The organism is Nostoc cf. commune SO-36 (assembly GCF_023734775.1).
GTDB classification, from domain to species: Bacteria; Cyanobacteriota; Cyanobacteriia; order Cyanobacteriales; family Nostocaceae; genus Nostoc; species Nostoc commune_A.
Genome location: NZ_AP025732.1, coordinates 3214863 through 3240438, shown reverse-complemented (window position 1 = coordinate 3240438; position 25576 = coordinate 3214863). Strand labels below are relative to the sequence as shown.

Annotated in this window: 22 protein-coding genes and 3 pseudogenes; 6 read left to right on the top strand and 19 right to left on the bottom strand. The window is 39.1% G+C overall.

The window, feature by feature from the left end:
• Nucleotides 1-118 precede the first annotated feature (118 nt).
• Together ANSO36C_RS14525 and ANSO36C_RS14520 are read right to left on the bottom strand one after the other, a co-directional pair.
• Entirely contained in the window at nt 119-2290 is a 2172-nt protein-coding gene (locus ANSO36C_RS14525) for a helix-turn-helix domain-containing protein (RefSeq protein WP_251960102.1), read from the bottom strand.
• Nucleotides 2266-3825, bottom strand: a complete 1560-nt coding sequence (locus tag ANSO36C_RS14520; protein ID WP_251960101.1) for an ATP-binding protein — start codon at nt 3823-3825, stop codon at nt 2266-2268. Before ANSO36C_RS14520 ends, ANSO36C_RS14525 begins: the two co-directional genes overlap by 25 nt.
• A gap of 153 nt (nt 3826-3978) precedes the next feature.
• Here ANSO36C_RS14520 and ANSO36C_RS14515 point away from each other — a divergent pair, with 153 nt between their 5' ends.
• The 3 genes from ANSO36C_RS14515 to ANSO36C_RS14505 are packed head-to-tail and all read left to right on the top strand — an operon-like array spanning nt 3979 to nt 5182.
• Nucleotides 3979-4245, top strand: a complete 267-nt coding sequence (locus ANSO36C_RS14515; RefSeq protein ID WP_251960100.1) for a FitA-like ribbon-helix-helix domain-containing protein — start codon at nt 3979-3981, stop codon at nt 4243-4245.
• A complete protein-coding gene (locus ANSO36C_RS14510) occupies nt 4242-4700 on the top strand; it encodes a type II toxin-antitoxin system VapC family toxin (protein ID WP_251960099.1) in 459 nt (152 codons plus the stop codon). The genes ANSO36C_RS14515 and ANSO36C_RS14510 overlap by 4 nt, the downstream gene beginning before the upstream one ends.
• Before the next feature lie 35 nt (nt 4701-4735).
• Nucleotides 4736-5182 (top strand): acyl-CoA thioesterase, encoded by a 447-nt coding sequence (locus ANSO36C_RS14505; protein WP_251960098.1) that lies wholly within the window; start codon nt 4736-4738, stop codon nt 5180-5182.
• Here the strand turns inward: ANSO36C_RS14505 and ANSO36C_RS14500 are convergent.
• The 3 genes from ANSO36C_RS14500 to menA form a co-directional block, all read right to left on the bottom strand.
• Nucleotides 5175-6569 carry a 2-succinylbenzoate--CoA ligase gene (locus ANSO36C_RS14500; RefSeq protein ID WP_251960097.1) on the bottom strand — a complete coding sequence of 465 codons (1395 nt, stop codon included), beginning with the start codon at nt 6567-6569 and terminating at the stop codon, nt 5175-5177. The genes ANSO36C_RS14505 and ANSO36C_RS14500 overlap by 8 nt on opposite strands.
• Nucleotides 6554-7630: an o-succinylbenzoate synthase gene (locus ANSO36C_RS14495; RefSeq protein WP_251960096.1), complete on the bottom strand. Its 1077-nt coding sequence runs from the start codon at nt 7628-7630 to the stop codon at nt 6554-6556. The genes ANSO36C_RS14500 and ANSO36C_RS14495 overlap by 16 nt, the downstream gene beginning before the upstream one ends.
• 219 nt (nt 7631-7849) lie before the next feature.
• A complete protein-coding gene (menA, locus tag ANSO36C_RS14490; protein ID WP_251960335.1) occupies nt 7850-8746 on the bottom strand; it encodes a 2-carboxy-1,4-naphthoquinone phytyltransferase in 897 nt (298 codons plus the stop codon).
• A 408-nt stretch (nt 8747-9154) separates the two neighbouring features.
• Between menA and ANSO36C_RS14485 the strand changes: the two are divergent.
• Nucleotides 9155-10571 (top strand): annotated as a pseudogene (locus ANSO36C_RS14485) (isochorismate synthase).
• Between the two features lie 184 nt (nt 10572-10755).
• Here ANSO36C_RS14485 and ANSO36C_RS14480 read toward each other — a convergent pair.
• Nucleotides 10756-12063, bottom strand: a complete 1308-nt coding sequence (locus ANSO36C_RS14480; RefSeq protein WP_251960095.1) for a glutamate-5-semialdehyde dehydrogenase — start codon at nt 12061-12063, stop codon at nt 10756-10758.
• Nucleotides 12064-12471: 408 nt separating this feature from the next.
• Here ANSO36C_RS14480 and ANSO36C_RS14475 point away from each other — a divergent pair, with 408 nt between their 5' ends.
• Entirely contained in the window at nt 12472-14451 is a 1980-nt protein-coding gene (locus ANSO36C_RS14475) for a zinc metalloprotease HtpX (RefSeq protein ID WP_251960094.1), read from the top strand.
• Between the two features lie 285 nt (nt 14452-14736).
• Here ANSO36C_RS14475 and ANSO36C_RS14470 read toward each other — a convergent pair whose 3' ends face one another.
• The 10 genes and pseudogenes from ANSO36C_RS14470 to ANSO36C_RS14425 all read right to left on the bottom strand — a co-directional run bounded on the left by ANSO36C_RS14470 (nt 14737) and on the right by ANSO36C_RS14425 (nt 22090).
• Complete coding sequence (locus ANSO36C_RS14470) at nt 14737-15192, bottom strand: response regulator (protein WP_251960093.1); 456 nt, start codon at nt 15190-15192, stop codon at nt 14737-14739.
• Between the two features lie 280 nt (nt 15193-15472).
• Nucleotides 15473-15652 (bottom strand): annotated as a pseudogene (locus tag ANSO36C_RS14465) (hypothetical protein); the annotation flags it as partial.
• A 667-nt stretch (nt 15653-16319) separates the two neighbouring features.
• A complete protein-coding gene (locus ANSO36C_RS14460) occupies nt 16320-16922 on the bottom strand; it encodes a hypothetical protein (protein ID WP_251960092.1) in 603 nt (200 codons plus the stop codon).
• A gap of 45 nt (nt 16923-16967) precedes the next feature.
• Complete coding sequence (locus tag ANSO36C_RS14455; protein WP_251960091.1) at nt 16968-17990, bottom strand: glucokinase; 1023 nt, start codon at nt 17988-17990, stop codon at nt 16968-16970.
• 84 nt (nt 17991-18074) lie between these two features.
• Nucleotides 18075-18722 carry a histidine phosphatase family protein gene (locus tag ANSO36C_RS14450; RefSeq protein ID WP_251960090.1) on the bottom strand — a complete coding sequence of 216 codons (648 nt, stop codon included), beginning with the start codon at nt 18720-18722 and terminating at the stop codon, nt 18075-18077.
• 154 nt (nt 18723-18876) lie between these two features.
• Nucleotides 18877-20016 (bottom strand): endonuclease NucS domain-containing protein, encoded by a 1140-nt coding sequence (locus ANSO36C_RS14445; protein ID WP_251960089.1) that lies wholly within the window; start codon nt 20014-20016, stop codon nt 18877-18879.
• 80 nt (nt 20017-20096) lie between these two features.
• A pseudogene (locus ANSO36C_RS14440) lies at nt 20097-20660 on the bottom strand (Uma2 family endonuclease).
• A 34-nt stretch (nt 20661-20694) separates the two neighbouring features.
• The gene (locus ANSO36C_RS14435; protein ID WP_251960088.1) at nt 20695-21087 is read right to left on the bottom strand and encodes a type II toxin-antitoxin system VapC family toxin; all 393 of its coding nucleotides are present in this window, start codon (nt 21085-21087) and stop codon (nt 20695-20697) included.
• Nucleotides 21084-21323 (bottom strand): type II toxin-antitoxin system Phd/YefM family antitoxin, encoded by a 240-nt coding sequence (locus tag ANSO36C_RS14430; RefSeq protein ID WP_251960087.1) that lies wholly within the window; start codon nt 21321-21323, stop codon nt 21084-21086. The genes ANSO36C_RS14435 and ANSO36C_RS14430 overlap by 4 nt, the downstream gene beginning before the upstream one ends.
• Nucleotides 21324-21358: 35 nt before the next feature.
• Entirely contained in the window at nt 21359-22090 is a 732-nt protein-coding gene (locus ANSO36C_RS14425) for an ABC transporter ATP-binding protein (RefSeq protein ID WP_251960086.1), read from the bottom strand.
• 161 nt (nt 22091-22251) lie between these two features.
• On the opposite strand from ANSO36C_RS14425, the gene ANSO36C_RS14420 reads away from it, so the two are divergent.
• Nucleotides 22252-23115, top strand: coding sequence for a DUF4351 domain-containing protein (locus ANSO36C_RS14420; RefSeq protein ID WP_251960085.1), 864 nt, complete (start codon nt 22252-22254; stop codon nt 23113-23115).
• Between the two features lie 2 nt (nt 23116-23117).
• Here the strand turns inward: ANSO36C_RS14420 and ANSO36C_RS14415 are convergent, their stop codons facing one another.
• Genes ANSO36C_RS14415 through ANSO36C_RS14405 form a run of 3 tightly spaced genes read right to left on the bottom strand, consistent with a single transcriptional unit; the run spans nt 23118 to nt 25572 of the window.
• Entirely contained in the window at nt 23118-23909 is a 792-nt protein-coding gene (locus tag ANSO36C_RS14415) for an ABC transporter ATP-binding protein (RefSeq protein ID WP_251960084.1), read from the bottom strand.
• 54 nt (nt 23910-23963) lie between these two features.
• Complete coding sequence (locus ANSO36C_RS14410; protein WP_251960083.1) at nt 23964-24920, bottom strand: branched-chain amino acid ABC transporter permease; 957 nt, start codon at nt 24918-24920, stop codon at nt 23964-23966.
• Nucleotides 24921-24969: 49 nt separating this feature from the next.
• A complete protein-coding gene (locus ANSO36C_RS14405) occupies nt 24970-25572 on the bottom strand; it encodes a Uma2 family endonuclease (protein WP_251960082.1) in 603 nt (200 codons plus the stop codon).
• Between the last annotated feature and the right edge of the window lie 4 nt (nt 25573-25576).

Sequence of the window (25576 nt, the reverse complement as noted above, 5' to 3'; positions counted from 1 at the left end):
CATTGGCAAAGTGCATCAAACCAAATACCCATTAAGAGTAACTCAGTCTGTTTCTACACTAAAACAATTTTTGCAATGTTTATTGTAGATGTCAAGTACCTGACATACTTTTTCTATATCAGCGTCCACCTGCCAAATGCTTTTTCAAGTCAGCAATTAGATTTCTGACTTTCTCCTCTACCTCGTCACTCAATTTATTACGGGCAAATTTTGCTGCTTCATCAGCATAGAGTGTCACATCGGGTACAAGAACAGGATAACGACTTTCTGTTTCTCCTTCATCAAAACCTGTTTGTGTATGTCCATGATCGCGTTCCCAACGTCCTGCCGCTAACCATGACAGCATCTTATCTAGTGTTTTTTGGTAAGTTTGTAAGTTTTGCTTTTCTAAATTAATAGCAACTTCAAGACGAGGAATTAAAAAGTGTCCACTTCCACCAGAATCACCATTAACTATTATTTCATAAGCAGAAGTAGGGGCAGCGTAACACATTAGTACACCTACTTTCTGACATATATAAATAAATGGTGTATAGTCATCTTCTTCTAGTCTATTTTCTTCGCCATTCGCTTTTTTTCTAGCAAGGCGTTGAGCAATAAAAGTTTGCCAGTCCTCTATATCATTTTCATTCAAAGGCTCAGGTTGCTCATCTTTTGAAATGATTATGGGTAATATATCATCTACAAAAGCAATATCTGAAAATCGTCTGAGAACTCGACAGCTTATAAAGTGTTTCTGTTTATTAAACTCACTAGAATGGTTAGCTAAACCTAGAAATAAAAGATGAGATACTGATGTATCGACAAAAGGCGCTTTATAAACATCATCGGCATTAACTATAAATTTACCCTGTTCCTGAATTTTTCTGTTATACAAATACCAAAATACTAAAGGTGATAACCATGAAAGCTCTGGATTTTTTACTGCCGAACCATAAACAATTTCACCAAGAGGATTTAACAGGGTATTATGAATAACTCCAGCAAATTCTGCGATTTGATTACGTACAATATCACCATATAAGCCATCAGCTTCATAGAAGTTAATTCTATGTACAACAGGAAACACACGACCATCTCGAAAAATGAGGGTTACTTTTGGATTAATCTCTAAATCCGGTAAATTACCCATAGGCCGCCATTCAGTAGTTCTGGTTGCAACACGGTAATCTTGATGATATTGACGCAGTTCTAAGGCCGCTGTTTGCGCTCTTTTAAAGGTGTCAGTACCAAGTGTTCGCATTAGATTTGGAGATAGTACTAAACCTTTAGCGGCAGCATTATATTCTTCATATTCCTGTAATCCATCAGGAGAAATATCAAAATCTAAATATTCCTGTTTTGTAGGATTATTGTCATCAACTACCATTGCAGCAGCAGAAGTAGTCACTATGACGGGATCTGGAGGAATAAAGCTACCGGAAGTGTGATTAAGAAAAATTTTTGCTATGGAAGCATCTGTTCCAACTGCTGCTTTATGTTGGTTTACCGGAGGAGTTGTTTCATCGATTAACCTATCACCTATAATTCGATTTTTTAATCTATCTCGTGCTGCTTTTTCATTAAATTGAGCGCGTATTCCATCACGGAAAAAATTTTTGGCTTGTGAAGGTAAGTCTAAAATGCCTTCTATTTCATCTCGTGAACGGTCAAGCCGCCAAAATTTTTGCAAATTGTTTCTTGCCCATGTTAATCTTTCATCTAATCTTCTAACCAAAACTTGAGCTTCTACTGTTTCTGATTTTTGCAATTTACATTCAATTTCTTCCCCTAACTGGTTAAGGTCATTAACTACCCAATGTGCCATGTTGACAACAAGCTCTACAGGGTTTTGTATAGCTATTTCTGATGCGTAATCAATAATTACTTTTGCATAAGTATCAGCTAGTAGATTATTAGCAGCGATTCTTTCTAAAACTGTCCGCCATTGCTTTTGACGTTCCCGTTCTTGTGGATTTATTTGCTCTTTTTCAATTTCTGTTTTAGCTACAAAGTGAGATTTGGCACTATCTACACCTGGTATATCCTGAAAAGGATTTACATATTGAGATACAGTTTTGAGGTTAAAGTATGCATAGGGTGGTTTCCCTCGTCCTTGACCTTGACGCTTGCGCTTGATCAGTTTTTCTCCCTTTACCAGTTGGTTTAAAAGGTTGCGTACACCTCTGGGAGAAATATCACTATCTTTTGCTTGTAAATGGTTGATTATTTCGTCAACCTCTAAACCTTCTGGTTGTTTTAGTAATAAATCTAAAATTTTCTGAGTTAAGATATCCTCTGCTGCCGCCATTTTTTCACTTCCTCTGCAATGTTCGGTGTTGGGGCACCTTCACGAGTTTCGCGTTTACGAATACGTATCTGTGCTGGATGGCGTATTATATCCATACTTGATGACATGATTGCTGTACCTTTTGGTAATTTAGGTATACGAGAAATCATTTCATCGGAAATACCCCCCAAAGTGCCAGATACTAACTTCATGTCATCTGGATCTAGGGCAAAAACTAGACGAGTATTGCAAGTTAATAATACTTGCTTATCCATAGATGCAGGACTTTGAGTAATTAATGTAACTCCAATTGCATCATGTCGAGCAGTACGAATCATCTCTCGGATTACTTGAGTTGATGCTGTTGTCTGTCCTCCTGCTGGTAAGAAAAAGTGCGCTTCATCCAGTACAAAGACAAAAGGTGGAATGCGATCGCGCTTTCTCAATGCTTGCAATAGTCTGACTGATGCCCCAACTATCAAATTTCGTTGCTGTTGGCTCAAATGTCCAACAAAAACATTAGTTATTGGTTGTTGAGCAAATTCCTCTAGCCAAGACTCTGTTCCGCTTGTCAGCAGTGGATTACGCTTGAATACCGTTGATACTTTACGTGCGGCTCTCCCTCCCACTGCTCCTTGTCCAAATTCAGTAGCAGCCCCTTGGATTTCCTCTAATAATTCTTCAATTTGGATATTTACTTTGCCACTTTTTTCTAGACTTTGAAGTGCTTCAGTAAATACAGAATCATAAGCCATAGATACTAATTCTGATTGATCAGATGTGAGATTAGGAACAAAGCCCAAAAACTCACTAAGCCCAATTACTGAGTAAGGAACACGGAAATTTACCCCCGCTCGAAAATTTAGACCCCCCAAATCTTCAGTAGCATGAATTACATCTCCCAAAACATCGAAAGCAATAATAGGTATGCCATGCCTAACTAACTCTTCTATCAAAACGCCTGTGGCATAACTTTTTCCTACACCTGTTTTTCCCACAACTGCCAAGTGTCGGGCGATCGCTTCCATTGGCAAAATAAAATTAGCACTTTTACCACCTGATTCTATTTCACCTAAGTAAAAACCATCTTCTTGCGTGTCAGGAGTATTAAGCAGCTGCGGTATTCTGTCAGCAGGTATTTCATATACTCCCTGACCGGTTTGTGCTAAAAGACTGGGTTCTTTAATAGTGATCTGATGATTACCATCAAGATGTATTTCACCCAAAACCTCAATAGTCATCACACGGGTAACATGTGGAGAGCGATCGCCTGGTCTAGTTTTATCTGAACCTACCTGATATGCCTGATTCTGTTGCAGTGTTGATGGGTTAGCACGAGGGTTATCCTCTGTTCCCTCGATAATACGTCCGTAATGAACTATCTCATCTTTATCTCGTTCGATAACTACGTAAGTTCCCAAAGCTGGCATACGTCCTTCACGTACATGAAAAGGTACTTCGTCAAACGTTGGTGAACCTAAAAATGGAGAGGAAGAGGTTGTTCCTAACCGAACATGATCAGTCAAGGAAAGGGCTTGTTTGATATTACTGCCCATATTTTATCCAAAAATATTTCAATAAATAATTAGTGTAGCAGTTTATTGAAATATTTAATAGCGATCGCACCCACAAACCAAAGGCGATCGCTCCTCTCACTTCATGCTTGCATTATGCTATCATTTTGATAAATTCTACTTTGAGGTAAAGCGATGGCTACCCTTTATGTAAGAAATTTACCTGATGATTTGTATGCAAAGCTGCAAGAGTTAGCGGCATCTGAACACCGTTCCATTAACGCCCAAGTTATAACTCTGTTAGACCAAGCTTTGAAGACTGAAGCACAGCAAGCAGAAGACGAAAAGCGGAAAAATGTCCCAAAACTTCTAGAGGAGATTCGTCTTCGCCGTGAACAGCTACCAGATGATATCGAATGGCCTGATAGCACTGCCATGATTAGAGAAGATCGGGACAGATGACAATTCCTCTTAGATGCGTCGTGGATGCGAGTGTGGCGGTTAAACAATTTATTCCCGATCCGCTAACAGGCAAGGTTAATCAACTGTTTGCTCACCTTACCTATCCCCAGACAGAAATCTTTGTACCTGACCTGTTTTACATTGAGTGTGCAAACGTTTTGTGGAAGTATGCTCGTGCAGGTAGTTACGATGTTTCTCTGATTCAAGGGAATTTAGCTAGTCTCAAAGCTTTTCCGTTGCGTGTTGTCTCCACAGCTGATTTGATGGCGGATGCAGTTGCGATCGCACTAAACTATGGAATCTCCGCCTATGATGGCTCTTATGTTGCACTTTCACAGCAGGTAGGTGCTACTTTGCTGACTCTCAACGGCAAGCTGGTGAAGGCTTTAGCCGCTTCGTCTTACAATGTTTGCTCGTTTAATGACTTCGAGGTTTCGCCGTTGGAGTCAACATAATTACTAATTCGTAATTCGTAATTCAACTATCAAAAATGTCTTTTACTTATAACCGCACGGTTCGCTTTCAAGATACTGATGCTGCTGGGGTAGTTTATTTTGCTAACGTTTTGGGTATTTGCCATGAAGCTTATGAAGAATCTTTAGAAGCATCAAGTATTAATCTCAAAGATTTTTTTACTAATCCGTCTGTGGGCTTTCCCATTGTTCATGCTAATGTTGATTTTTTGCGCCCTATGTTTGTAGGGGACAAGTTACTGATTAGTTTAATTCCCCAAAAGATAGGTGTTGAGAAGTTTGAAATTACTTACGAAATTACTGTGGGCGAGGTAGTAGTTGCTAAGGCTATTACTCGCCATGTTTGTATTGATGTAAGTAGTCGAAGTAAGCAGGAATTGCCTGATGAGATAGTTCAGTGGTTGGAGACGAACCGCAGAGACGCAGAGGACGCAGAGAGAAGAAGATCGAGAGAAGTTATTTGACGGAATTTTGCAGGAATTCTGTGGCGATTTGCTGTAACTGTTGACGGTTAATTTTACCTTGGGAGTTGCGGGGTAAGTTTTGCAGGGGAATCCAATATTTTGGAATTTTAAATTTACTGAGTTTGTCTTTGAGTAGGGTTTGGATTTTTAAGGCAGAGATATCTGATTTTTTGGGAATGTAAATCGCTGTTAAGGCTTGTCCCCAGTGTTTATCTGGAATGCCTATGACACAGATATCAGTAACCATTTGAGTTGATAGGATAGCTGATTCAATCTCTGATGGGTAAATATTTTCGCCACCTGTAATAATTTTGTCGCTGTTACGTCCGACAATATTTAAATGTCCTTGTTCGTCTAAAAAGCCTAAATCATCTACTTGAAAATAAGTTTGATATTCTCTATTTTTAGGATAGTAACCAAGGGCTAAAGATTGAGCATGAATGGTAATATTTCCGATTTGATTGGAATTTAAAATCTCGCCTTGCTGATTGCGAATAGTTACTTTTGCATGGGGAAGGATTTGACCACTGCTAATTTTACCGTTTAGAAAATTATCTGGTTTGAGGGTGGCAATTTGAGAGGCGGTTTCTGTCATGCCATAAGTAGGTGCTAATCGGATGCGATGAAATCTGGCTTTTTCTAGTAGTTCGTTCCATGCTGGCGCACCTCCTAAAAGTACTGTATTAAATTGGGATAGCCATTCAGTTAATTCTGGATTTTGCAGGAGGCGTTGTAACTGTGTTGGTACTAAAGATATGAAAAATTTTGATTGTTTAATATTGAATATTTGACCAGATTCTACTGCTTTGAATGGCAGAATAGCCAGTTTACCTCCGGTGGTGAAAGAGCGGATAAATTGCATTAAACCGCTAACGTGATGTAGCGGTAACACGCAAAAAGAATTGACTTGCTTTAGTTGGAAGTATTCTGTAAATCCTTGTACTGATGCTGTGAGAGTTTCCCAAGTATGAATAGCAAATTTAATCTGTCCCGATGAACCACCTGTTGGAATCATAATCAGTGGGCATGGGGCATTGGGAATTGAGCATTGGTAATTATCGTTATTTCTTATTTCCCATTGCCTATTCCCTATTCCCAAGATAATATTTGGCTGTACTAAATCAAAGGCTTGTTGCCATTCTTGTGTTCCCCAATCGGGGTTACAAAGAAAAACTGGACAATTAGCTGCACAAGCAGCAATAAAACTTGCTAGAAACCTTAATGGTTCACGTTCAGCTAAGATGATTTTTGGTGGTGTTCCACACGCTGATATTTGTGTTAATTCTAAATATAATTCTTCAAATATTTGATTAAATTGATGGCTGTTGTAACCGATAAGCCAATCATTTTGAGCTAGGTTATTAAGAAAGTCTAAAGGTCGTTCCATAAACTTTGAAACCACGTTTCTTCTTGTTCAAAAAAATGGTCGATGCCAAAACCAATTGCTCTGTTGTTTTGGGATAATTCGGCTGCTAGTTGGAGTGCTGCAAGTCTAGCGATCGCAGTTTCAAATACTGATGAGAATACAGTATCAATTTGATGCTGGTGGCAAAACTTTCTCAGGCGAGATGGCGATCCGGCTATCCCAGGCTTGATCACAAAAATCCCTCGCCAACCTTGTTGATAACAGGCAGCGAGTTGCCCAAGTGTGGCGACAGATTCATCTAAAGCGATCGCAGTTTTATAACTCGTACTCAATTCCAACATCTGCTGAAATTGCTCTACAGGTAGCGGCTGTTCGATAAATTCAATTTCTATGGGTAGTTCTGGATTTGCCTTGAGATTGTCGCAAGTCCGCAGCCATAAGTTAGCTTCTTCATAGCTGAGTCCACCGTTGGCATCTAATCGCAGTTTGCTAAAGGCTGGCAAGGTGTATATGAGTGACTCAAAAATTTCTAGCTCATCAGCGATCGCATACACACTAATTTTCCACTTAAATGTGTGATATCCCTGCTGCCACAACGTTTCCCATTCATTTAAAGCCGCTTCCCCAGCTGGTAATAAGGCACTGTAGAAGAGCGAATTAGGAGTTAGGAGTGAGGAGTTAGGGGTTATAAAATTATTTTCTTGATCTCCCTTATCTCCCTCATCCCCGCCACTCTCTACTCCCCACTCCCCACTCCCCCACTCGTAGGCTGACTCAAAGCCAAATTGACAAGCAGGTAAGTCATCTGGGATGGAGAAAATTATCTCGTCTGTGATTTCTCCTCGAAGTTGGCGACAAAAATCTAAGGCTTGTTCTAAAGTTTCGGAACCAAACCAGCTAATGGGGGCAATTTCTCCCCAGCCGATTTTACCTGATTCATCGGTAAGCCGGAGGATAATCCCCTCACGAATATCCCAATTGCCATGATTGGTAGTCAGCGATCGCACAAATCTTCGCTGATATGGACGAAATTCAAATCTGTATGTCACGACGCGAGAATCAAGCTTTATCATAATTGTCATTGGTCTTAGTCATTTAGCTTTTGTCAAGAATCATTAGTTTTTCTCCCTCTGCTCTAATGCCCCATAGTTCTCTACAGGAGGCTGCGCGACTAAGCTACTAGTACAGTACGGTTTAAATAAACCACCGATTCTAAATCAATAAAACTCTTACTCTGTATTCATTTTGACTTTTGACTTCAGCCTTACGGTACTAGTGCCCCATGCCCAAAAAAATGGTTGCTAAAGTATAAATCCCAGTCCAAAAAGCAAGCAAGCCCAGAAATGCACGGCTACGGCGATAAATTTACAGTTACTAACTTTGTCTGGCTGGTTGTGATTTTCTTGCACATGGCGGCATAATTTGACAGCAAAGGGTAAACTCACCCAACTCAATAACGTCCAGGGTGGAGAAATTTGCAATAGTACAAACAACAAAGTAAGGGCATAAATGCTACTAGTAAACCAAATTAAGAGTTGCGCCCCTTTTTGGGTTCCTAGACGGACGATAGGCGATCGCTTACCTGCGGCTATGTCATCCTTAACTTGGTGAAAGTGGGAGCAGAACAAAACTAAGGTTGTGGCAATCCCGACAATCACTGAGGCTGATAAACTTGTCATTGACCAAGTTTGGGTTTGGCTGTAATATGCTGCCTCAACTGCTAAGGGGCCAAAGGCAAAAAAGCAAAGAATCTCGCCTAAACCCTGATATCCTAAGCGAAAGGGAGGCCCTTGGTACGTATAGCCTAAACCGCAGCACAGCAGTATTATACCGATAACAGTTAGGTCTTGTTGCCAAAAGGCGATCGCTAATATGCCCAGCAACCCCAAACCTAAACACAAATTTCCTATCCAAAATATTAATGGCTTATTGTCTGTTAAATTCACCAGAGAATGGTGCTTATTTTTATCAATTCCTGTTTCGGAATCAAAGACATCATTACTGATATTTTCCCAGGCAAGAATTAAAATTGCGGCAGCTACAAAAGTAGAAAATACTGTTCCATTAAATATTTTAGTTTCTGCATAAGCTACTGCTGTTCCTACCCAAATGGGCATAATGGCAACGCTGTACATTGGCGGTTTAATTGCTGCCATCCATAACTTAGTGTTGGGATATAAAATTTGCTTGGTAGTCATCATTTGTGATTAATTAAATAACTGCAATATTACTCACACTTGAGATTTTATGATTTAAAGAGACGCACCGCTACGCGGAAGTCAAAATTAAAAATTCAAAAGTCAAAAAACTTATAATTTGGGCTTTCTAACTCTTGGAATGGTAGCTTTATTTACGTCATACTGTACTAGATATTCATTATCTAAAAACAACTGCTACTTTTACTATGGCTTGTTAACCTTGCGTTGTTAACACTCACCCTCACATTGTAGTCTCAAGCTGAAACTGTCTTATCATGGTTTGAGAACACCACGAACAAGGCAAACCCTACGCTGGTAAAATGGCAACTTAATATGTTACCTGTAGAAATACGACCACGATTAATTACACTTTAGGAAGTTAACTTAAAAAAAATTTACTATAGATCCATGACAGTTTCACCATGTCGTAGCAACTTGTTTGTAGAGCGCAAAGATTTATATCATTTTCTGTTATCAGTCCAAGAAAAGTGCCTCCAAAATAATGGCAAGCAAATTGTCAGTATTACTCAAGAGATCGATTTAGTTGATCCTTTACTTGTATTGGATAAACTAACACAAGCAAATGAAATAAATTTTTACTTTGAGGACAAAGCTAAAGGAGAAGCGATCGCAGCAATTGATTCTGTAGCAAAATTACAGATTGATGGTGCAGATCGTTTTGCTCAGGCTGAATATTTTATCAAATCTTGCCTAAAAAATATAATTAATTTTGGTAACGCTAATCAACCTTTTTCTGGGCCTCACTTTTTTTCTTATTTCAGCTTTTTTGATAAAAATGCCCAAGTAGATTACCCTTTTCCATCTGCTACCATCTTTCTTCCACGTTGGCAAGTAGCTGTGAAAAATCAGCGTTGTATATTAGTAACAAATATAATTATCAATGAAGATGCAAATATTCAAAGGTTGTTGGAAAATGTGCAAAATAAACTTGAATTTATCCAATCTTTAGAATATTACTCTGCTAATATTGATTGTTTTCCAGCAAACTTATATAAAAAATCTGTCACGAATGCTGCCCAATTTAAACGTTCAGTAGTATCTGTTTTAGAAAAGATTCGGTCTAGTCATTTAAGCAAAATTGTATTAGCAGATATATTAGATGTAAAGTCAAGCAACCACTTTGATTTAGTTAAATCATTAAATAATCTTCGACAAAATCATCCTAATTGTTATATTTTCTCTACAAGTAATGGCAAAGGACAAAACTTTATTGGTGCAAGTCCAGAAAGATTAATTAGTATTAATAATCAACAGTTAATCACTGATGCTTTAGCTGGTTCTGCACCACGAAGGTAAAACCCCTGCTGAAGATGCAGCTAATGCCAATCGTTTACTAAATAGTGAAAAAGAAAAGCATGAGCATTCACTAGTGCTTGATTTCATTACACAACGCTTATGCCAGCTAGGTTTATTACCGCAAATATTAGCACCCCGACTGCGACAATTATCTAATATCCAGCATTTATGGACACCAATAAGTGCTATGGTTCCCGCTAACATACATCCATTAAAGATTGTTGGGCAATTGCATCCTACACCAGCCGTTGCTGGTGCAGCACGAGATGTTGCTTGTGCCGAAATTCGTCGTTACGAAAGCTTTGAAAGGGGTTTGTATGCTGCGCCTCTAGGTTGGATAGATTCTCACGGTAACTGTGAGTTTATTGTGGGAATACGTTCAGCATTAATTGATGGCGATCGCGCGAGATTGTATGCTGGTGCTGGTATCGTCGCTGGTTCTGATCCTGACAAGGAGTTTGCAGAGGTGCAACTTAAGCTTCAGGCGTTACTCAAAGCATTAGTTTAAAGTTAACTACTTCAATTTTGATAGTACGGGGTAAAAGTAGCGAAAGTAATATGACACTCGATGTAACGGCAGGAAAGCATGATACGAAAAGGCTACAAAAATAAAATTGCTCTTTGGCCGGATCGCAAGGCTTTTAAGCGATTTACCTTCTGTAATATAGTTAGATTTATTTGTGCCTAACTACTTACACTAAATCTTGATGAGTAAAAGCTTTAGCATTAGCCCCAGCGTAAGTAGCTACAATATGACCATCGCCAGTCATTTGATATTTGTATGTGATTAATCCTTCTAAACCAACGGGGCCACGGGGAGGCATTTGTTGTGTACTAATCCCTACTTCTGCACCGAAACCATAGCGGAAACCATCAGCAAATCGGGTAGAACAATTGTGGAATATATTAGCTGAATTCACCAATCCAAAGAAAGTTTCAACAGAGTTTGAATCTTCAGTAATAATCGCGTCGGTATGACGAGAACCATATTCGTTAATATGCGCGATCGCATCTTCTATAGAGTCTACAATCTTTATCGACAAAATAAAATCGCTATATTCTGTTTGCCAGTCTATGTCTGTTGCCGTTGCAATGTTCGGTAAAATTTTTAAGGTGCGTTTATCACCTCTTAATTCTACATGGCGTTCTTGCAAAGCCTCAGCAACTTTGGGTAAAAATTCGTTAGCAATTGATTGGTGAACTAGCAAAGTTTCAATTGCATTACAAACAGCAGGATATTGGGCTTTGGCATCAACGGTAATTGGAACTGCTTTAGAAAGATCGGCGGCTTTATCTATATAAAGATGACAAATTCCATCGGCGTGACCTAATACCGGAATTCGCGTATTTTCTTGCACAAACCGCACAAAGGAATTAGAACCTCTAGGAATAATTAAATCTACATATTTATCTAACTTCAAAAGTTCTAAAGTTTCTTCTCTGGTTGTCAGCAACTGTACAGCATCAGGGTTAACAGCAGTATGAGATAATCCCTGCTTAATTGCTTTAACTATTGCCTCACAAGAACCTACAGCTTCTTTTCCACATTTGAGGATTACACCGTTTCCTGATTTGATTGCTAAAGAAACAATTTGAATCGCCGCCTCTGGACGGGCTTCAAAAATAATCCCCAAAACACCTAAAGGACAAGTAATTCGCTTGAGAATTAAACCAGTGTCGAGTTCGCGGTGAATCTGCACTTTACCAATTGGATCAGCTAGTTTACCAACATCTCGTACCCCAGCGATCGCATCTCTTAATTTATGTTCATCCAACTGCAAGCGTTTATAAAGTGGTTTGGGAATCCCTTCGGCATTCGCAGCTTCACAATCGGCAACATTTGCTTGTAAAATTTCATCTCTAGCTGATTCTAAAGCTTGAGCGATCGCAACAAGAGCCTGATTTTTTGCCTCAGTGGAGAGAATCGCTAGCTTACTTGCAGCTTGGCGGGTTTGTCCTGCGATCGCAATTAAGGGAGAAGCAATGTTAAAAATAGTCATAGTACAAATCTTTACCTTTTCCTCATCTTATCAATCTGAGGTTATGTTCATCATTCGTCTTCCTCCAATCGGGTGAACCATTTGGGTAATCAGCAATTACCCTGATTGGGTGAAGCAAGACTGGGTGCAAAACATTTATTCTCTAAATATCAAACACAGACAAAAAGGCATTAACTTTACAGCACCAAAAATATTGTAAGTATTATTACGGCTTTTATTTGTAAATCTTAAATATGATTTATGCGTTCCCCAGGCTAGAAAGACATAGTAATGTATGTTTTTCTAGCCTTTTACTTAAGTAAATAATTTATACTCTCATTATTTAATTTTTTACGAAATTGTAGTGACGATCGCTGGAGATATTGAGTATCTATAGATCAAATGCTACTCCTTCACTAGGGAGATCCTATGTCATTGCAATCTGGATTAGATGCCTTAAACCAAAAACGTTATCAAGAAGCGGTTGAATTACTCGAACAATTCTGCCGCGATTCTGTTGAACACAATTCCTCAGATTATCTTTCAGCACAGATGTGGCTGATGAAAGCCTATCAAGCCACAGGCGAAATCGAAAAAGCCAAGGCGCTGTGCCAAAAGTTAATGATGAGTGAAAACCCACAAGCTCGTAGTTGGGCAGAACAAGCTAGTCAATCCTTGCGCCAGCCATCTAATACCAGCCAAAAAGCTAGTCGCGCCGCTACCACTGGGATGAAATTAGCAATGGGGGGTGTGGGTGGTAGTTTAGCATTAGCTTCTGGTGTCACCATGACCTTGCTGTTTGGCATGGTCTTGGCTTTAGGTTTGAGCTTAGTATTTATTTTGGGTAGCGACGATCCACTCCAAGGGCTAGCGATCGCTATTGGTATTACGCTAGTTTTTAATATCGCCGCCTTTTTCCTCTCGCCATTCCTCATGGACTTAACCCAAAGCTGGCTTTACCAAACTCGTTGGGTAGAGTTAGCAGAAGTTGAAACCCTCAGTCCAGAGACAGCTAAAGTTATTCGCCAAGTCTGTGAACAGAAAAAGCTAAAAGCGCCTCGTTTGGGCATCATTAACGACCAAAACCCCACGGCTTTTACTTATGGTTCATTACCAAACAGCGCCCGTTTAGTAGTCAGTCAGGGACTTTTCACATACCTGGATGACGATGAAATTGCTACTGTCTACGCTCACGAACTGGGGCACATAGTCCACTGGGATTTTGCAGTCATGACAGTAGCTTCTACCTTGGTACAAATTTGCTACCTGATTTACAGCACAGCCAGAAGATTTGGGCGTGGTGGCGATAGCAAAATTAAAGATGCGATGCAAACTGCGGGTCTAGTTGCCTACGTGTTTTATATCATTGGTACTTATCTACTGCTGTACCTCTCCCGCACACGGGAATACTTTGCTGACCACTTTGCCGCCGAAAGTACAGGTAATCCCAATGGATTATCCCGCGCTTTGGTGAAGATTGCCTACGGAATATTAGAAGAAGGTTCGCGGACACAAGAACCCAGCCGTTTAATTGAAGGAACTCGCGCCTTGGGTATCTATGACCATAAAGCTGCCGCTTCCACAGGAACTGCTTACCGCATTACATCCGATACTCAAAAAGTTGGTCGCGTCTTTCTGTGGGATATGTTTAACCCTTGGGGCTGGTGGATGGAGTTAAATTCCACCCACCCCTTGACAGGCAAACGAGTTCGTGCATTAAGCAACTATGCCGAACAATTGGGTTTACCGACAGAGTTTGATATGGGGCGAGTGATGGCAGAAGGCAAAACTCTGAGTAAGAGTAGGCTTTACGGCAACTTCTTTTTAGATGTTGTATTGTACGGTGCTGAAACTATAGGTTTCTTCATTGGCTTGGTAATGGGTGTGATTCTGTGGTCAAGTTCCCCAAACACAGGTTTGGTAATTGGTGCGCCACTTATAGGCTTAGGGATCGGAATTGTGGTCAAAGCCTTGGTGATGTTCCCCGACTATAAGCAAGCACCAGAAACCGACATTCTCACCTTAATGTCAGACCCTTACGCCAGTCCGTTGCGTGGACAACCGACAAAACTTGAAGGTCAACTAATTGGTCGTGGCGACGCTGGTTATAAGTTTGGTTCCGACTTAAAAATTCAGGATCGTAGTGGAATGCTTTATTTGCATTACGCCTCACGCTTTGGCCCCATCGGCAATTTCTTGTTTGGAATGAAACGAGTTCAAAGCTTGATTGGTGAACAAGTTGGGGCTGTGGGTTGGTTCCGTCGAGGCGTTGCACCTTGGATGGATTTGATTCAACTCCAGAGTGAAAATGGCACTATTGTCAACAGTTATCATCGCTTTTGGTCATTCATTCTTGGTAGTGGATCGATTATCCTGGGAGTGGTCTTGACTATGTTTTTGAGCCGCTGATAGCTGAGTTTCTAGCTGGCTGTCAAAGCATTTCTCAGTCCATCCAAGCTTTAACAAACTTTGGGGGTTTAAGTCCCCTGCCTCTATAGGCAGCGCGTTTTGTGTCGGGGTCTAAATCCCCGTCACAAAACGTAATTGCGAATTGCGAATTGCGAATTGCGAATTGCGAATTGGTTTAATTTGTTAGGAGGTGGTTAATAACTGCCTCCGTTTTTTTTGGTTACTGATTAGATGTATAAATCTTGGTGTAGAGACGTTGCAATTGCAGCGTCTCTACAAAGCTTACTACTGTAAAACTACTACATCATGACAAAAGTTTTTTGCCACATCTTGCTCTACTTGATTAAAAATCATGAAAACAAATTTATCAAGGCTAAATGGTTTAAGTAAATATTTTTCAAACTCTACATCTGGAATTTGCTCATGAGTACCTGTGGTAGAGGTTGAAGTCACCATGATTGGGATATGATTGCCATTCTCTGCTTCCATTGCATTCAATTTATTTAGCAATGTATAAATACTCTCACCTAAAAACCTTATTTCACAGATCAAGATGTTGGGTATGAACCAACTCAGGATTTCTACAGCTTCTTTTACCGAACCAGCGGTAATCACATTTGCGCTCAGGTCTTGGAGTAAAAATGCGTACAAATCTCTAGTATCGCGATCGTTGTCTACAACAAGTACTTGTACACCTTTGAGTATCCCAATTGTCAAGCAAAAGTCATTGATTAAAATCATAATAAGACCTGCGATTAAGACTTGAAGTGCAAAGTGATCTGAAAAACCCGTAGTCTTAAGGAGACAAGACAACCACATAGGTGAAATAAAAAGTAGCAAACACCCACTTAATGGTTAAAATTATTAGATTTTGCTGTTGTACTATGAGCGAGTGTTGTTTGATTTGCTAAATGAGTTGATTAACTACGACACAAAACGTAGGAAAAATTTTTGATTACTAACTAAAAATAGCTACAAAGAGTTAACTAATAGAACTATTGCCATTCCCTATCCAAAGCAAGCAAATCTCAATAAAGGTATGATGCTCAACCAGACGGCCACTAAAAAACCGCCAAATCGGTTGTCTAGTCTTGAGGTTGACTTCCGCAGATAGATTGTCTTGTGTCCACCCCTTGCGAACAAATGCTCTTTTAGCCTCTTGAATCCCAGTGAGTGATGCTTGGAGCGATCGCTTGACCATAGGACAAAACTCTGCTACTCAAATCATTAATTTGAACTTTTATTAATATCTGCAATCTTATAGCTTTCTCTATGATAATAGCATTTTACTCATTTAAAGTTATACAAAACCCCAGAGTATACTCTTAATTTTTTAAATTTTTGTATCGAAATCCAACGTTATACATTTCAACCTTTTGGTAAGACCTGAATTCAAACACTTATCTGCAATGCTTAAGTAGAATTGGTTAAACAAGTAGTAGAGCTTATACCTCAAAATTATGCAGCCAGTTATATTATCGAAAAATCCCTTTTAGCAGCCTTGATTGCATCAACTAGGGTGCTAAAAAAGCCATCATTAACCGCACTATTAATGGTATCAGCCATTTATTTAACTTGGTTGTGTATAATTTACCAATTCTTTTCAGCATGACACATTAGCGTTAGAAATCATGTTTTAGTAAGCGGTTGATTAGGGTATAAGTTGTATGATTTTAGCCAAAAAATTAAATAATTAAAATATGGCAGAACTTAGGAGTTAGTTAAAAAATATAGTTAGCGAAAATTCAAAATTTTTTATCTGGTTTGCAGTGCATTGCACGATTCGTAACACATCATACACTGTATTAATAATTCTTATTAGCCCTGCAATCAATTGCAAGGCTAATGTAGTATAGGTTTTAGTTATTTCACTTTTTCAAAACTACATTGAAGGAATTTAAATATCCATTAATGGTTTTAACTAATGTCTTCTGCTGTTTTTTTGTAGTTATTGCCATTACTTGATATAGTCTGCCTTCAGCAACATACATTCTACTTTTAGTAATTTTCCCTCCAGAATTGATGTACTCAATTTCTTTGCCAGGATGATTATTGTAACTACGAATATTTCTTTGACTAATTAAATTACTTTTCGTAGTCTTTAAAGCCATATCCCGTGCATTATTCAGTACAGCTTGGGGATCAGTTATTTGACCATAACTATAAGGAAAATCATTGTAAGCAACTATGTATGCTACTTGCTGTTTTGGTGGTTGAGCAACAAATATTTCTAAAGTAATTTCCCCCATGTAAGTTTTTTGATATTGGGTATTTCTATTGGGGTTTCCCGGCATCAAAATAGTAAAGCGTCCATCTGGAGCGGTGTATAATTTCCATTGTGGCTGCACGGGTTGAGAAATCTTTGGTTTGACAACAGCCTTTGGAGGTTTGGGTTGACGCGCTTCCACCAGAACAGAACCACCACAGATAAAGGTGGCAGCGATGAATGGCAACAAAATTTTAACTGTCATAAGTTTTACCTTTCGAGATGCTAATCTCACTGATGATGCTAGCTGTTATAACCTAGCAGCACATAAAGCAGCACCTATTAACCCCACTTGTGGATTGAGGATAATATACACGGGTATTTCTTCCAGGAGGCGGCGCATCCTACCTTTTTGGGTGAAGTTTAATAAGAAACCACTGTTTTGGATTAAGGGCAAGATTTTGGGCGCAATTCCACCAGCGATGTATAAGCCACCATAAGGTAGGAGTTTCAGGGCGAGATTGCCGGCTTCTGCACCATAAGCCTCTATAAATAATTGCAAAGTTTGTTCTGAAAGGCGATCGCTACCTTGCAATGCAGCAGTACCAATGGCAGCACCGGGATCGACGCTTTTTTCTTCCTGTCCCGCTTCTTGTTCCCAAGTTCTGACGATTTGGGCAATGTGTGGTGATTCGGCGGCAAATTTGCGATCGCGCAGAAATTGGTAAATTGCCACAATTCCCATTCCAGAAACCACACGTTCTACAGAAATGCGCTGGATATCATGTTTACCCAACAGGTATCTCAACAGTTGAAACTCGATTTCGTTCCGAGGGGCAAAGTCAGCGTGTCCACCTTCTGAAGGAAAAACTTGATAGTGGTTTCCCTGTCTAATTAAAAATCCTTGTCCTAAGCCAGTACCAGCACCAATAATTCCAATAGGGGCTTCGGGTTGAGATTTGCCAACTTGCAACGTCAGCAAGTCTTGTTTTTCTAAACCTAAAATGCCGTAGCCAACGGCGGCAAAGTCGTTAATCAAAGAAATATGCGGGATACCCAATTCTTCTTCTAGACGTTCGGTATCTAGAAACCAGACTAAATTGGTCAGTTTGGCAGTATTTTTGACAATGGGGCCTGCGATCGCAAAACAAGCCTTTTCTGGTATTGGTGTATCGGCTTTCATCAAAAACTGCTGCACAATTGGTACTAAATCGGGAAAATCAGCACTTTGGTAACTTTCCTGATAAATAGTATGTGTTGATGAGTCTGATGTTTCAACCAATCGCAGAATAGTTTTCGTACCACCGATGTCTCCTGCTAGTAACAAAGTCATAGAACTTATTCGTGAATTAATTACTTTTTTTGTAGGATATAACCAACTTAACAGAAGCTATGAACCCAAATCTCTTTCAGAGGTTTAAGCAAATCGAATAACTTCTTCTATGTGAGTTAAATGGGAAGTATCCCCCGTTAGTTCTAATAACCATTCTGGTTCCTGGCGTACCACTTTTACCAGAGAACATAAAGAAGCCTTAACTTCTGTTTTGGCAATTTCCCCCACTAACCCCATTGCTGCGCCCAACACAGATGCACCATGTGCCACTAGCAGGATATCCTCTGGGAAGAATTCACTAGCTAAACATCTCGCAGTTTGCCCAGAACGTTCTCGCACTTTTTCGTGAGTTTCAGGATATTTAGCGGCGATGCGCGAAGTATAGCTAGTGTCAATTCTGGGGAATAACTTCGCTAAAGCTGGAGTTGACAGTCTTACGGGTTCTTCCGTCATCCAAACTGGATTTAGCCATTCACTCAAACCTGTTTCGAGTTTAATTGGTAACTTGAGCATTTCTGCAACTGCATTTGCCGTTTGTACGGTTCGCAGGAAAGGAGAAGCGAAAATATGGCCAATATTTTCTCCTTTTAATCGTTTAGCTAACTGCTGTGCCTGCACCATACCATCATCAGACAAAGGTGGATCGTAGCGTCGTTCGGCGGTGAGAAACCAATCAGGGTTTACGAAATCGAGGCGGTTAGCGTGTCTTGCTATCCAGACTATTTGACTCATGGGTTTAATGATTCCGGTGAATAGAATTCGCCGCTAAACAAATATAGATATCTGCAAGGAGGGCTGCAAATATTAATATAGGACAAAAATCGTAATAATATTTAATAATAATAAAGATTAGTAAAAGTTATAAATGCAGTCAATGTAGCTTTTCTTAAAGCTTTTTTAGCCATTTTTCTAAAGCTACATCAACTAATCCATTTAGAGAATCATAGTGATCAAATTTATATGTATTAAGTCTTCCACCTCCGATAACAAGAGTAAATTCATTTGCATCAATTTCTAGTAATTGCCTCTCCTCGTATGTTAAAGGTTCCGAGTTATTAAGTTTCTTAGCTATTCTATTTCTATCTTTATGATGTTGGTTCATGCTTTTATATCCTTTATGATCCTTAGAACCTTTATTTGCTACTATTTCATTCATTATTTTTACTCTATTTGAAAGTGTCTTTTTGGATAAATTCATCTTTACACCAATTCCACTTGGTACATATCCCTCTAACAAAGCATTGTCTTGCCAATCTGTCCAAATCCTTGCTCTACTTATGCGATCGCTACTATTATTTTTTAAACCTAACCATAAAAATATAATTGGTACTCCTTTACTATCAAAGTAAAACTCAGCGCAGAATTTACTTGTTTTACTATTACCATTTCCATATCGTAAACTAACAGCAGAAGAAATTTCTTCCATCCGTTTATCAAAATTAAGAACCTTTTGACGAATTTTTAATATTCCTTCTTGTTGTTCAGAAGAGCATTTATCTAGATGATTCAGCAGCCCTCTAGAAGGTGGAGGTATATCTTCATTTCTCTCTCTGTTCTGATGAGGAATTTCTATTTTTAAAATTTTTTCATTATCTAAATCTAAGTTTTTTATCTGGAAGTAATAGTTAAATTCATCTACTAAAATTGTAAATTCAAAAAAATCAATAGATAAATGATGATATTTTTTATCTATATAATTATCTCTATGAAAATTAGGCTTAATTGCTATTAAACCAATAGGTTGCTGATAATCTATTTCGTCTTCTAAAGGTTTTACTTCCTGTAAAGCGTCATAATATCGAGTTAGCTGCTGAACAATATATCTATCTTCAGCATTTTTCAATTCCAACACTACTAACTGTTTATTTTCCCTCAATGCTAAAATGTCGCAAATTTGACCATTAACATAATATTGTCGCTTTAGCGGAATTAACCCGAAAAGTTCCTTTAAATTTGCCCAGACAAAATCTTCTAAATCAGCTTCAGTCGCAAATTTCCAACTATTACCCGTTTTTATTAAATTCACGAAATCCATTATCTCGCTCTGACTTTAGTAAATTACTACCTTTATTATTCCCAAAGCTAGAGAAGAATTTATACAATTGATTACAACTTTAACCATCCAAATAGTTGCCCTACAGTTAATTGTAGATCGCTCACTAAATCGGGAACTGGTAATATTTATTGTTCTGCTTGTAAAAGTTCTGGTTGCTGCTTCGGTGGATAAACTAAAACAGAGCGATCACCTGGATCAATTAACCAACCTAAACGACTACCATGTTTTAAACAATGTAGAATATTTCCGGTTACTTTAGTCTGGCTTTGATCTGGCGAAAGAATCTCAATTGTCCAGTCTGAATATGTGTGAAAAACATTTGCCACCTCTCCACGTTCGTCTAAGGGAATCCGTTCCCAAGCAAACACAGCTATATCAGGGACAATTGAACGTCCGCCAAAAGTACACCGCAATTCTGGAAATGCAAGAGCAATTCTTTGAGGTTTGGTTACAGAATTGATATTACTGACTAGTTCACCCTGAAGAATACTATGTTTTCCCTGTGGCATTGGCTTTTGAATAATTTGACCGTTGATGTATTCTAAGCTAGGCTTTGTTTCTGGTAGTTTTAAAAACTCTTCTAAAGTTAGGGGTTTAGTTGGTGATTTTATCATCTGCTTGTACTTCCTAATTTTTTACATATAACAATCATATATCGTTTAAAATTTTAACTGGGTAAGCACGAATTGCATCATCGACAGTCACAATAATAAGGTCATGCTGCAAAGCTTGACAAATTAGCATTCGGTCAAACGGATCGCGATGGATATTAGGAAGCTTGCTAAGTTGTACAACACTATTCTCTGTTAAAGGAAGACTAGTAATCAAATGCCGCTCACGCTGTATCGGCAGATAAATCTCAGGTGATTGAGGTAAAGGTAATTTGCCTAATTGATACTTGATGGTTGCTTCCCAAATAGAAATTATACTTAGATATACATCATTATCAGTATTACGAATAATCTCTATAAACGTATTTGATAAACGGTGATCGCTACTAATAAACCAGAGGAAAATATGGGTATCTAGTAGGAGTTTCATTTACCCTCAAACTCACTTATAATATTATCTGGCAGTGGCTCATCAAAATCATCGGGTACAATAAACTCTCCTGCACAGAGTCCGAATGGTCTAGAGAGACCAGGTGCTTTTACCGTCGGTTTAATTTCAGCAATTGGCTTTCCACCACGTATAATTACAAGAGTTTCCCCAGCTTCAACGCGCTGAAGGTAGCCTAATAAGTCACGTTTTATTTCATCGACACTAATCCAGTTCATAAGAAATTTATTGGATTATTACTCTACTATAATCATCACCCTAAATAAGCTTTTTTAACTCGTTCATCACTAATCAATTCTGATGCAGCACCCGTTAAAGTAATAGAACCAGCTTCTAAAACATAACCGCGATCGGCAATTTGTAGCGCCAAATTTGCGTTTTGCTCAACTAATAGAATAGTCACGCCTGTAGCCCGGAGATTTTCAATAATAGAGAAGATTTCCCGGACGATCGCAGGTGCTAAACCTAAGCTAGGTTCGTCTAAAAGTAAGAGTTGTGGTTTACTCATTACAGCACGAGCGATCGCTAACATTTGTTGTTCACCACCACTGAGGGTTCCTGCTAGTTGATTGCGTCTTTGTGACAAGCGTGGAAATAGCTCAAATTGGCGTTGAATATCTGCTTTTATCTCTGCTTGATTAGAGCGAATATAAGCACCCAAAAGTAAATTATCCAATACTGTTTGCCGCGCTAATACTCTGCGTCCTTCAGGGCAATGGGCAATACCAAGTTGAACAACTTCGTGAATTTGGCGACGGTTAATATTATGTCCATTATAGATAATTACGCCATTCTTAGGATTAACTACTTTAGATATGGCACGGAGTGTAGTAGTTTTACCCGCACCATTAGCACCAATTAGAGTAACTACCTCGCCTTTTTGAATAATTAAATTAATCTTTTTTAAAGCTTGGATGCCGCCATAATTAACATCAAGTTCTTGAATTTCTAAAATTGTATAGTCTGGTCTGCTATCGGATTTCATCGGCGGCTTACATCCAGAAATGTTGATTCAAAACCTAAGATACATCAATCATACATTTCTTAAAACAGTGCGTAGACATTGCTGCAACTTAAAAACCAACACCAGAATACCGCAATCTTTATGATGTACCATTAATTACTGATAAAGATATCAAGCGTCCTGTGGCAAAAGTAGCAGATATTGGTAGCAAACGACTAATTAATTTAGCTCCCGATGCATGGGTAAAGTGGGTGACACAGCGTCCTGAAGTCATGGCGAAAGAAATTCTTGGCTCTGAGTTTCATTGGATTAGCCGGGAAACAGATGTGTTGGTGAAAGCATACAGTGCTACTCACGGAGATTTTCTGGTACTTAATGAACTACAGTTGCGTTACACGGCACAGATGCCTCTACGGATGAGAGCTTATGCTGCCTTAGCACAAGAACGCTATCAATTGCCAACTTACCCAGTACTGATCAACATTTTACCGCCCCCATCTACCTTAACTATTGTCAATAGTTACGAGCAGGAATTTTTGGGATTACGTGCTATCCAAGATTATCGCGTGATTAATTTGTGGGAAATCGATGCTGAAATAGTTTTTGGGCAACCACTCCCATCCTTATTACCCTTTGTGCCAATCCTGCGAGGAGGGGGAGAAGTATCAGTTGTAAAACGCGCATTGCAGGCGCTACGAGCAGATGCACAATTGAACGAGTTAGAATCATTGCTGGCATTTTTTGCTAGCTTTGTGTTAGATACGCCTTTAGTGCAACAAATCATGAGGTGGGATATGGCAGTATTGCGAGAATCGCCTTGGTATCACGAAATTGAACAAAGAGGTATTCAGCAAGGTATTCAGCAAGGTGTTCAACAGGGTGCGCGACAGCAGTTAATCCGAGTATTGCGACGACGCTTTGGCGAAATTCCCCAAGAGGTAGAAGTAAGGATTGAGGGCGAAAGTGTGGAACAATTAGAGAACTTAATGGATAGCGCGATCGCAGTGAATTCTTTAGACGAATTTGTGAGTATTTTGTCTACATAAATTCATTCATTTCCCAAATAAGCTTCAATTACAGCCGGATCATTTCTAACAACTGCTGGTTCACCCAATGCAATCAATTGCCCAAAATCTAACACCGCAATGCGATCGCACAAACCCATAACCAATGGTACATGGTGTTCTATAAGTATGATCGTCAAATTGAAGCGATCGCGCAGACTACGGATAAATTCACTCAATTGCTGCTTTTCATTGGGGTTCATCCCCGCCGCCGGTTCGTCGAGAAGTAAAATTTGCGGTTGTAATGCCAAAGCGCGGGCAATTTCTAGCCGACGCTGATCGCCGTAAGCGAAGTTTTTAGCTTTTTCGTGGGCGCGATCGCTTAATCCCACCAAATCCAATAAATCTAAAGCTTTATGCTTAGTTTTTAATTCTTCACTAGGCGCTGGTGGTAATCCTAAAACACCTGTAATCATATTACTTTTAGTGTGTAAATGTCGGGCGATTATCACATTTTCTAACGCCGATAATTCCCCAAACAAGCGGATATTTTGAAAGGTACGGGCGATACCTAAAGCAGCAATTTGATGAGGACGTAGTTGGGAAACTTCTGCACCTTGATAAATTAATTTTCCGCTAGAAAGGGGAATAAAAGCAGTAATCAAGTTAAACAGTGTTGTTTTACCAGCACCATTAGGGCCAATCAGTCCAAAAATCTCATGTTTGTTTACACTAAAAGATACATTATTTACTGCCACTAAACCACCAAAGCGGCGAGTCAATGCTCTTGCTTCTAAGACAATACTGCTGTTAGCTTCGGAAATACTATGTGACATTTTTGCATATTATTATGAATATATTACCCATGCAATAACTCTCTAAAACTTTCCTTACTTCGCGCCCTTTGCGTCCTTCGCGGTTCGTTTTTCCATAATTTTCCGTTTTTGAAAAATATCTGGAGTAATTAGCCCTTGAGGGAAAAAGATTGTACCTATTACTATTAGTAAGCCAAAAATAATTAATCTCCCATCGCGCAAAAACTGTGCTAGCCAACTAGGTAAACCACCAGTATCAGCAAGGCTTCGCAGAATCTCTGGTAAAGCAGTAAATACCATACCTCCAACTACCGGCCCTAAAAAACTTCTCGAACCACCAATTAAAACAAAAGTTAAATATATAATACTACTATCAAAAGTACCTTGGCGAGCATTCCAGGTATTAAGAAAGTGAGCGCTAATTGCACCTACCATCCCTGCAAGTATAGCCCCTAACGTAAAGGCTAAAACTTTGTAATAAGTGGGATCAATCCCCATTGCCCCCGCAGCTAATTCATCTTCGCGGATAGCAATAAAAGCCCTTCCCACGCGGATGCGTTCTAAACGGTAAAGCAGCACCATACTAATTAATAGTAATGGCAAAGCAATCCATAAATATTCAAGTTGTGTTTGGAAAGGTTGAGGAATGCCAAAAATTCCGACAGCACCGCCTGTAATGTCTAGATTGAGGGAGACGACACGCAGAACTTCCACAAAAGCGATAGTTGCGATCGCTAAATAAATTCCTCGCAATCTTAATGCTGGAATTCCCACTATTACACCCAATAAACCACAAATTACACCAGCAACTAACATTTCTAATAACAACAATGGAATGGGAAACAGACTACTGCTAGATGTTAAAATTGTTGTAGATAAAATTGCAGCAATATACCCACCTAAAGCATAAAATCCTGGACTAGCTAAAGACAATTGCCCTGTCATTAGGGGTAAGTAAAGCGATAACCCTAGTAGCGCCCCCAATACCATAGAAACAATTAGAGAACCATAAGTAGCAAAAAAGTCAGCCATTTTAATACATTGTGATTAAGCTTTATCAAACTATCACTTTTATCAACTATTAAGCTGTTAATATTTGGTCTGCTGTCAACGCCAGTTCAGGAAAAGTTCGTGACACAATCCGTTCTGAACCTCTAAAATGTGTGCATTGGTATTTACCCTCAGCATCTAATAAAAAAACAAATACAGCCGGAACTTTTGGATTTCCTAAATACTCTCTTAGCCCAATTGCCAAATAATCTACAATCCAATATTCTGTAATACCTAAACGTTGATATTCATCTAATTTATCAATGTAGTCATCTTCCCAATTAGTTGATGTCACTTCTACAGCTAACTGGATGGGTTCTTCGAGGGCAGCATAAGCAGAACGATTTGAGCGCCATTTATCTTTATCTATGACACTTGCATCAGGCTTGCGCCCTTGCTCTATTCGATTAGCAGTTATAGTTTTAAAGACTGCTGTGTTATTAACTACATAATTTAGGTTTTGTCGCTTAATTTCATCATTGAAACCAAACAATAGAAAATTAGCGACATCATCATGATTTCTCGTTACACGCACTTCTACAATTTCTCCATCTACAAGTTCATATAAACCTTCCTCTGGACACTCTTCCAAAAATTGCTCGAAAGTTAGTTTTTGCTTGGTGTATGTTTTCATAATG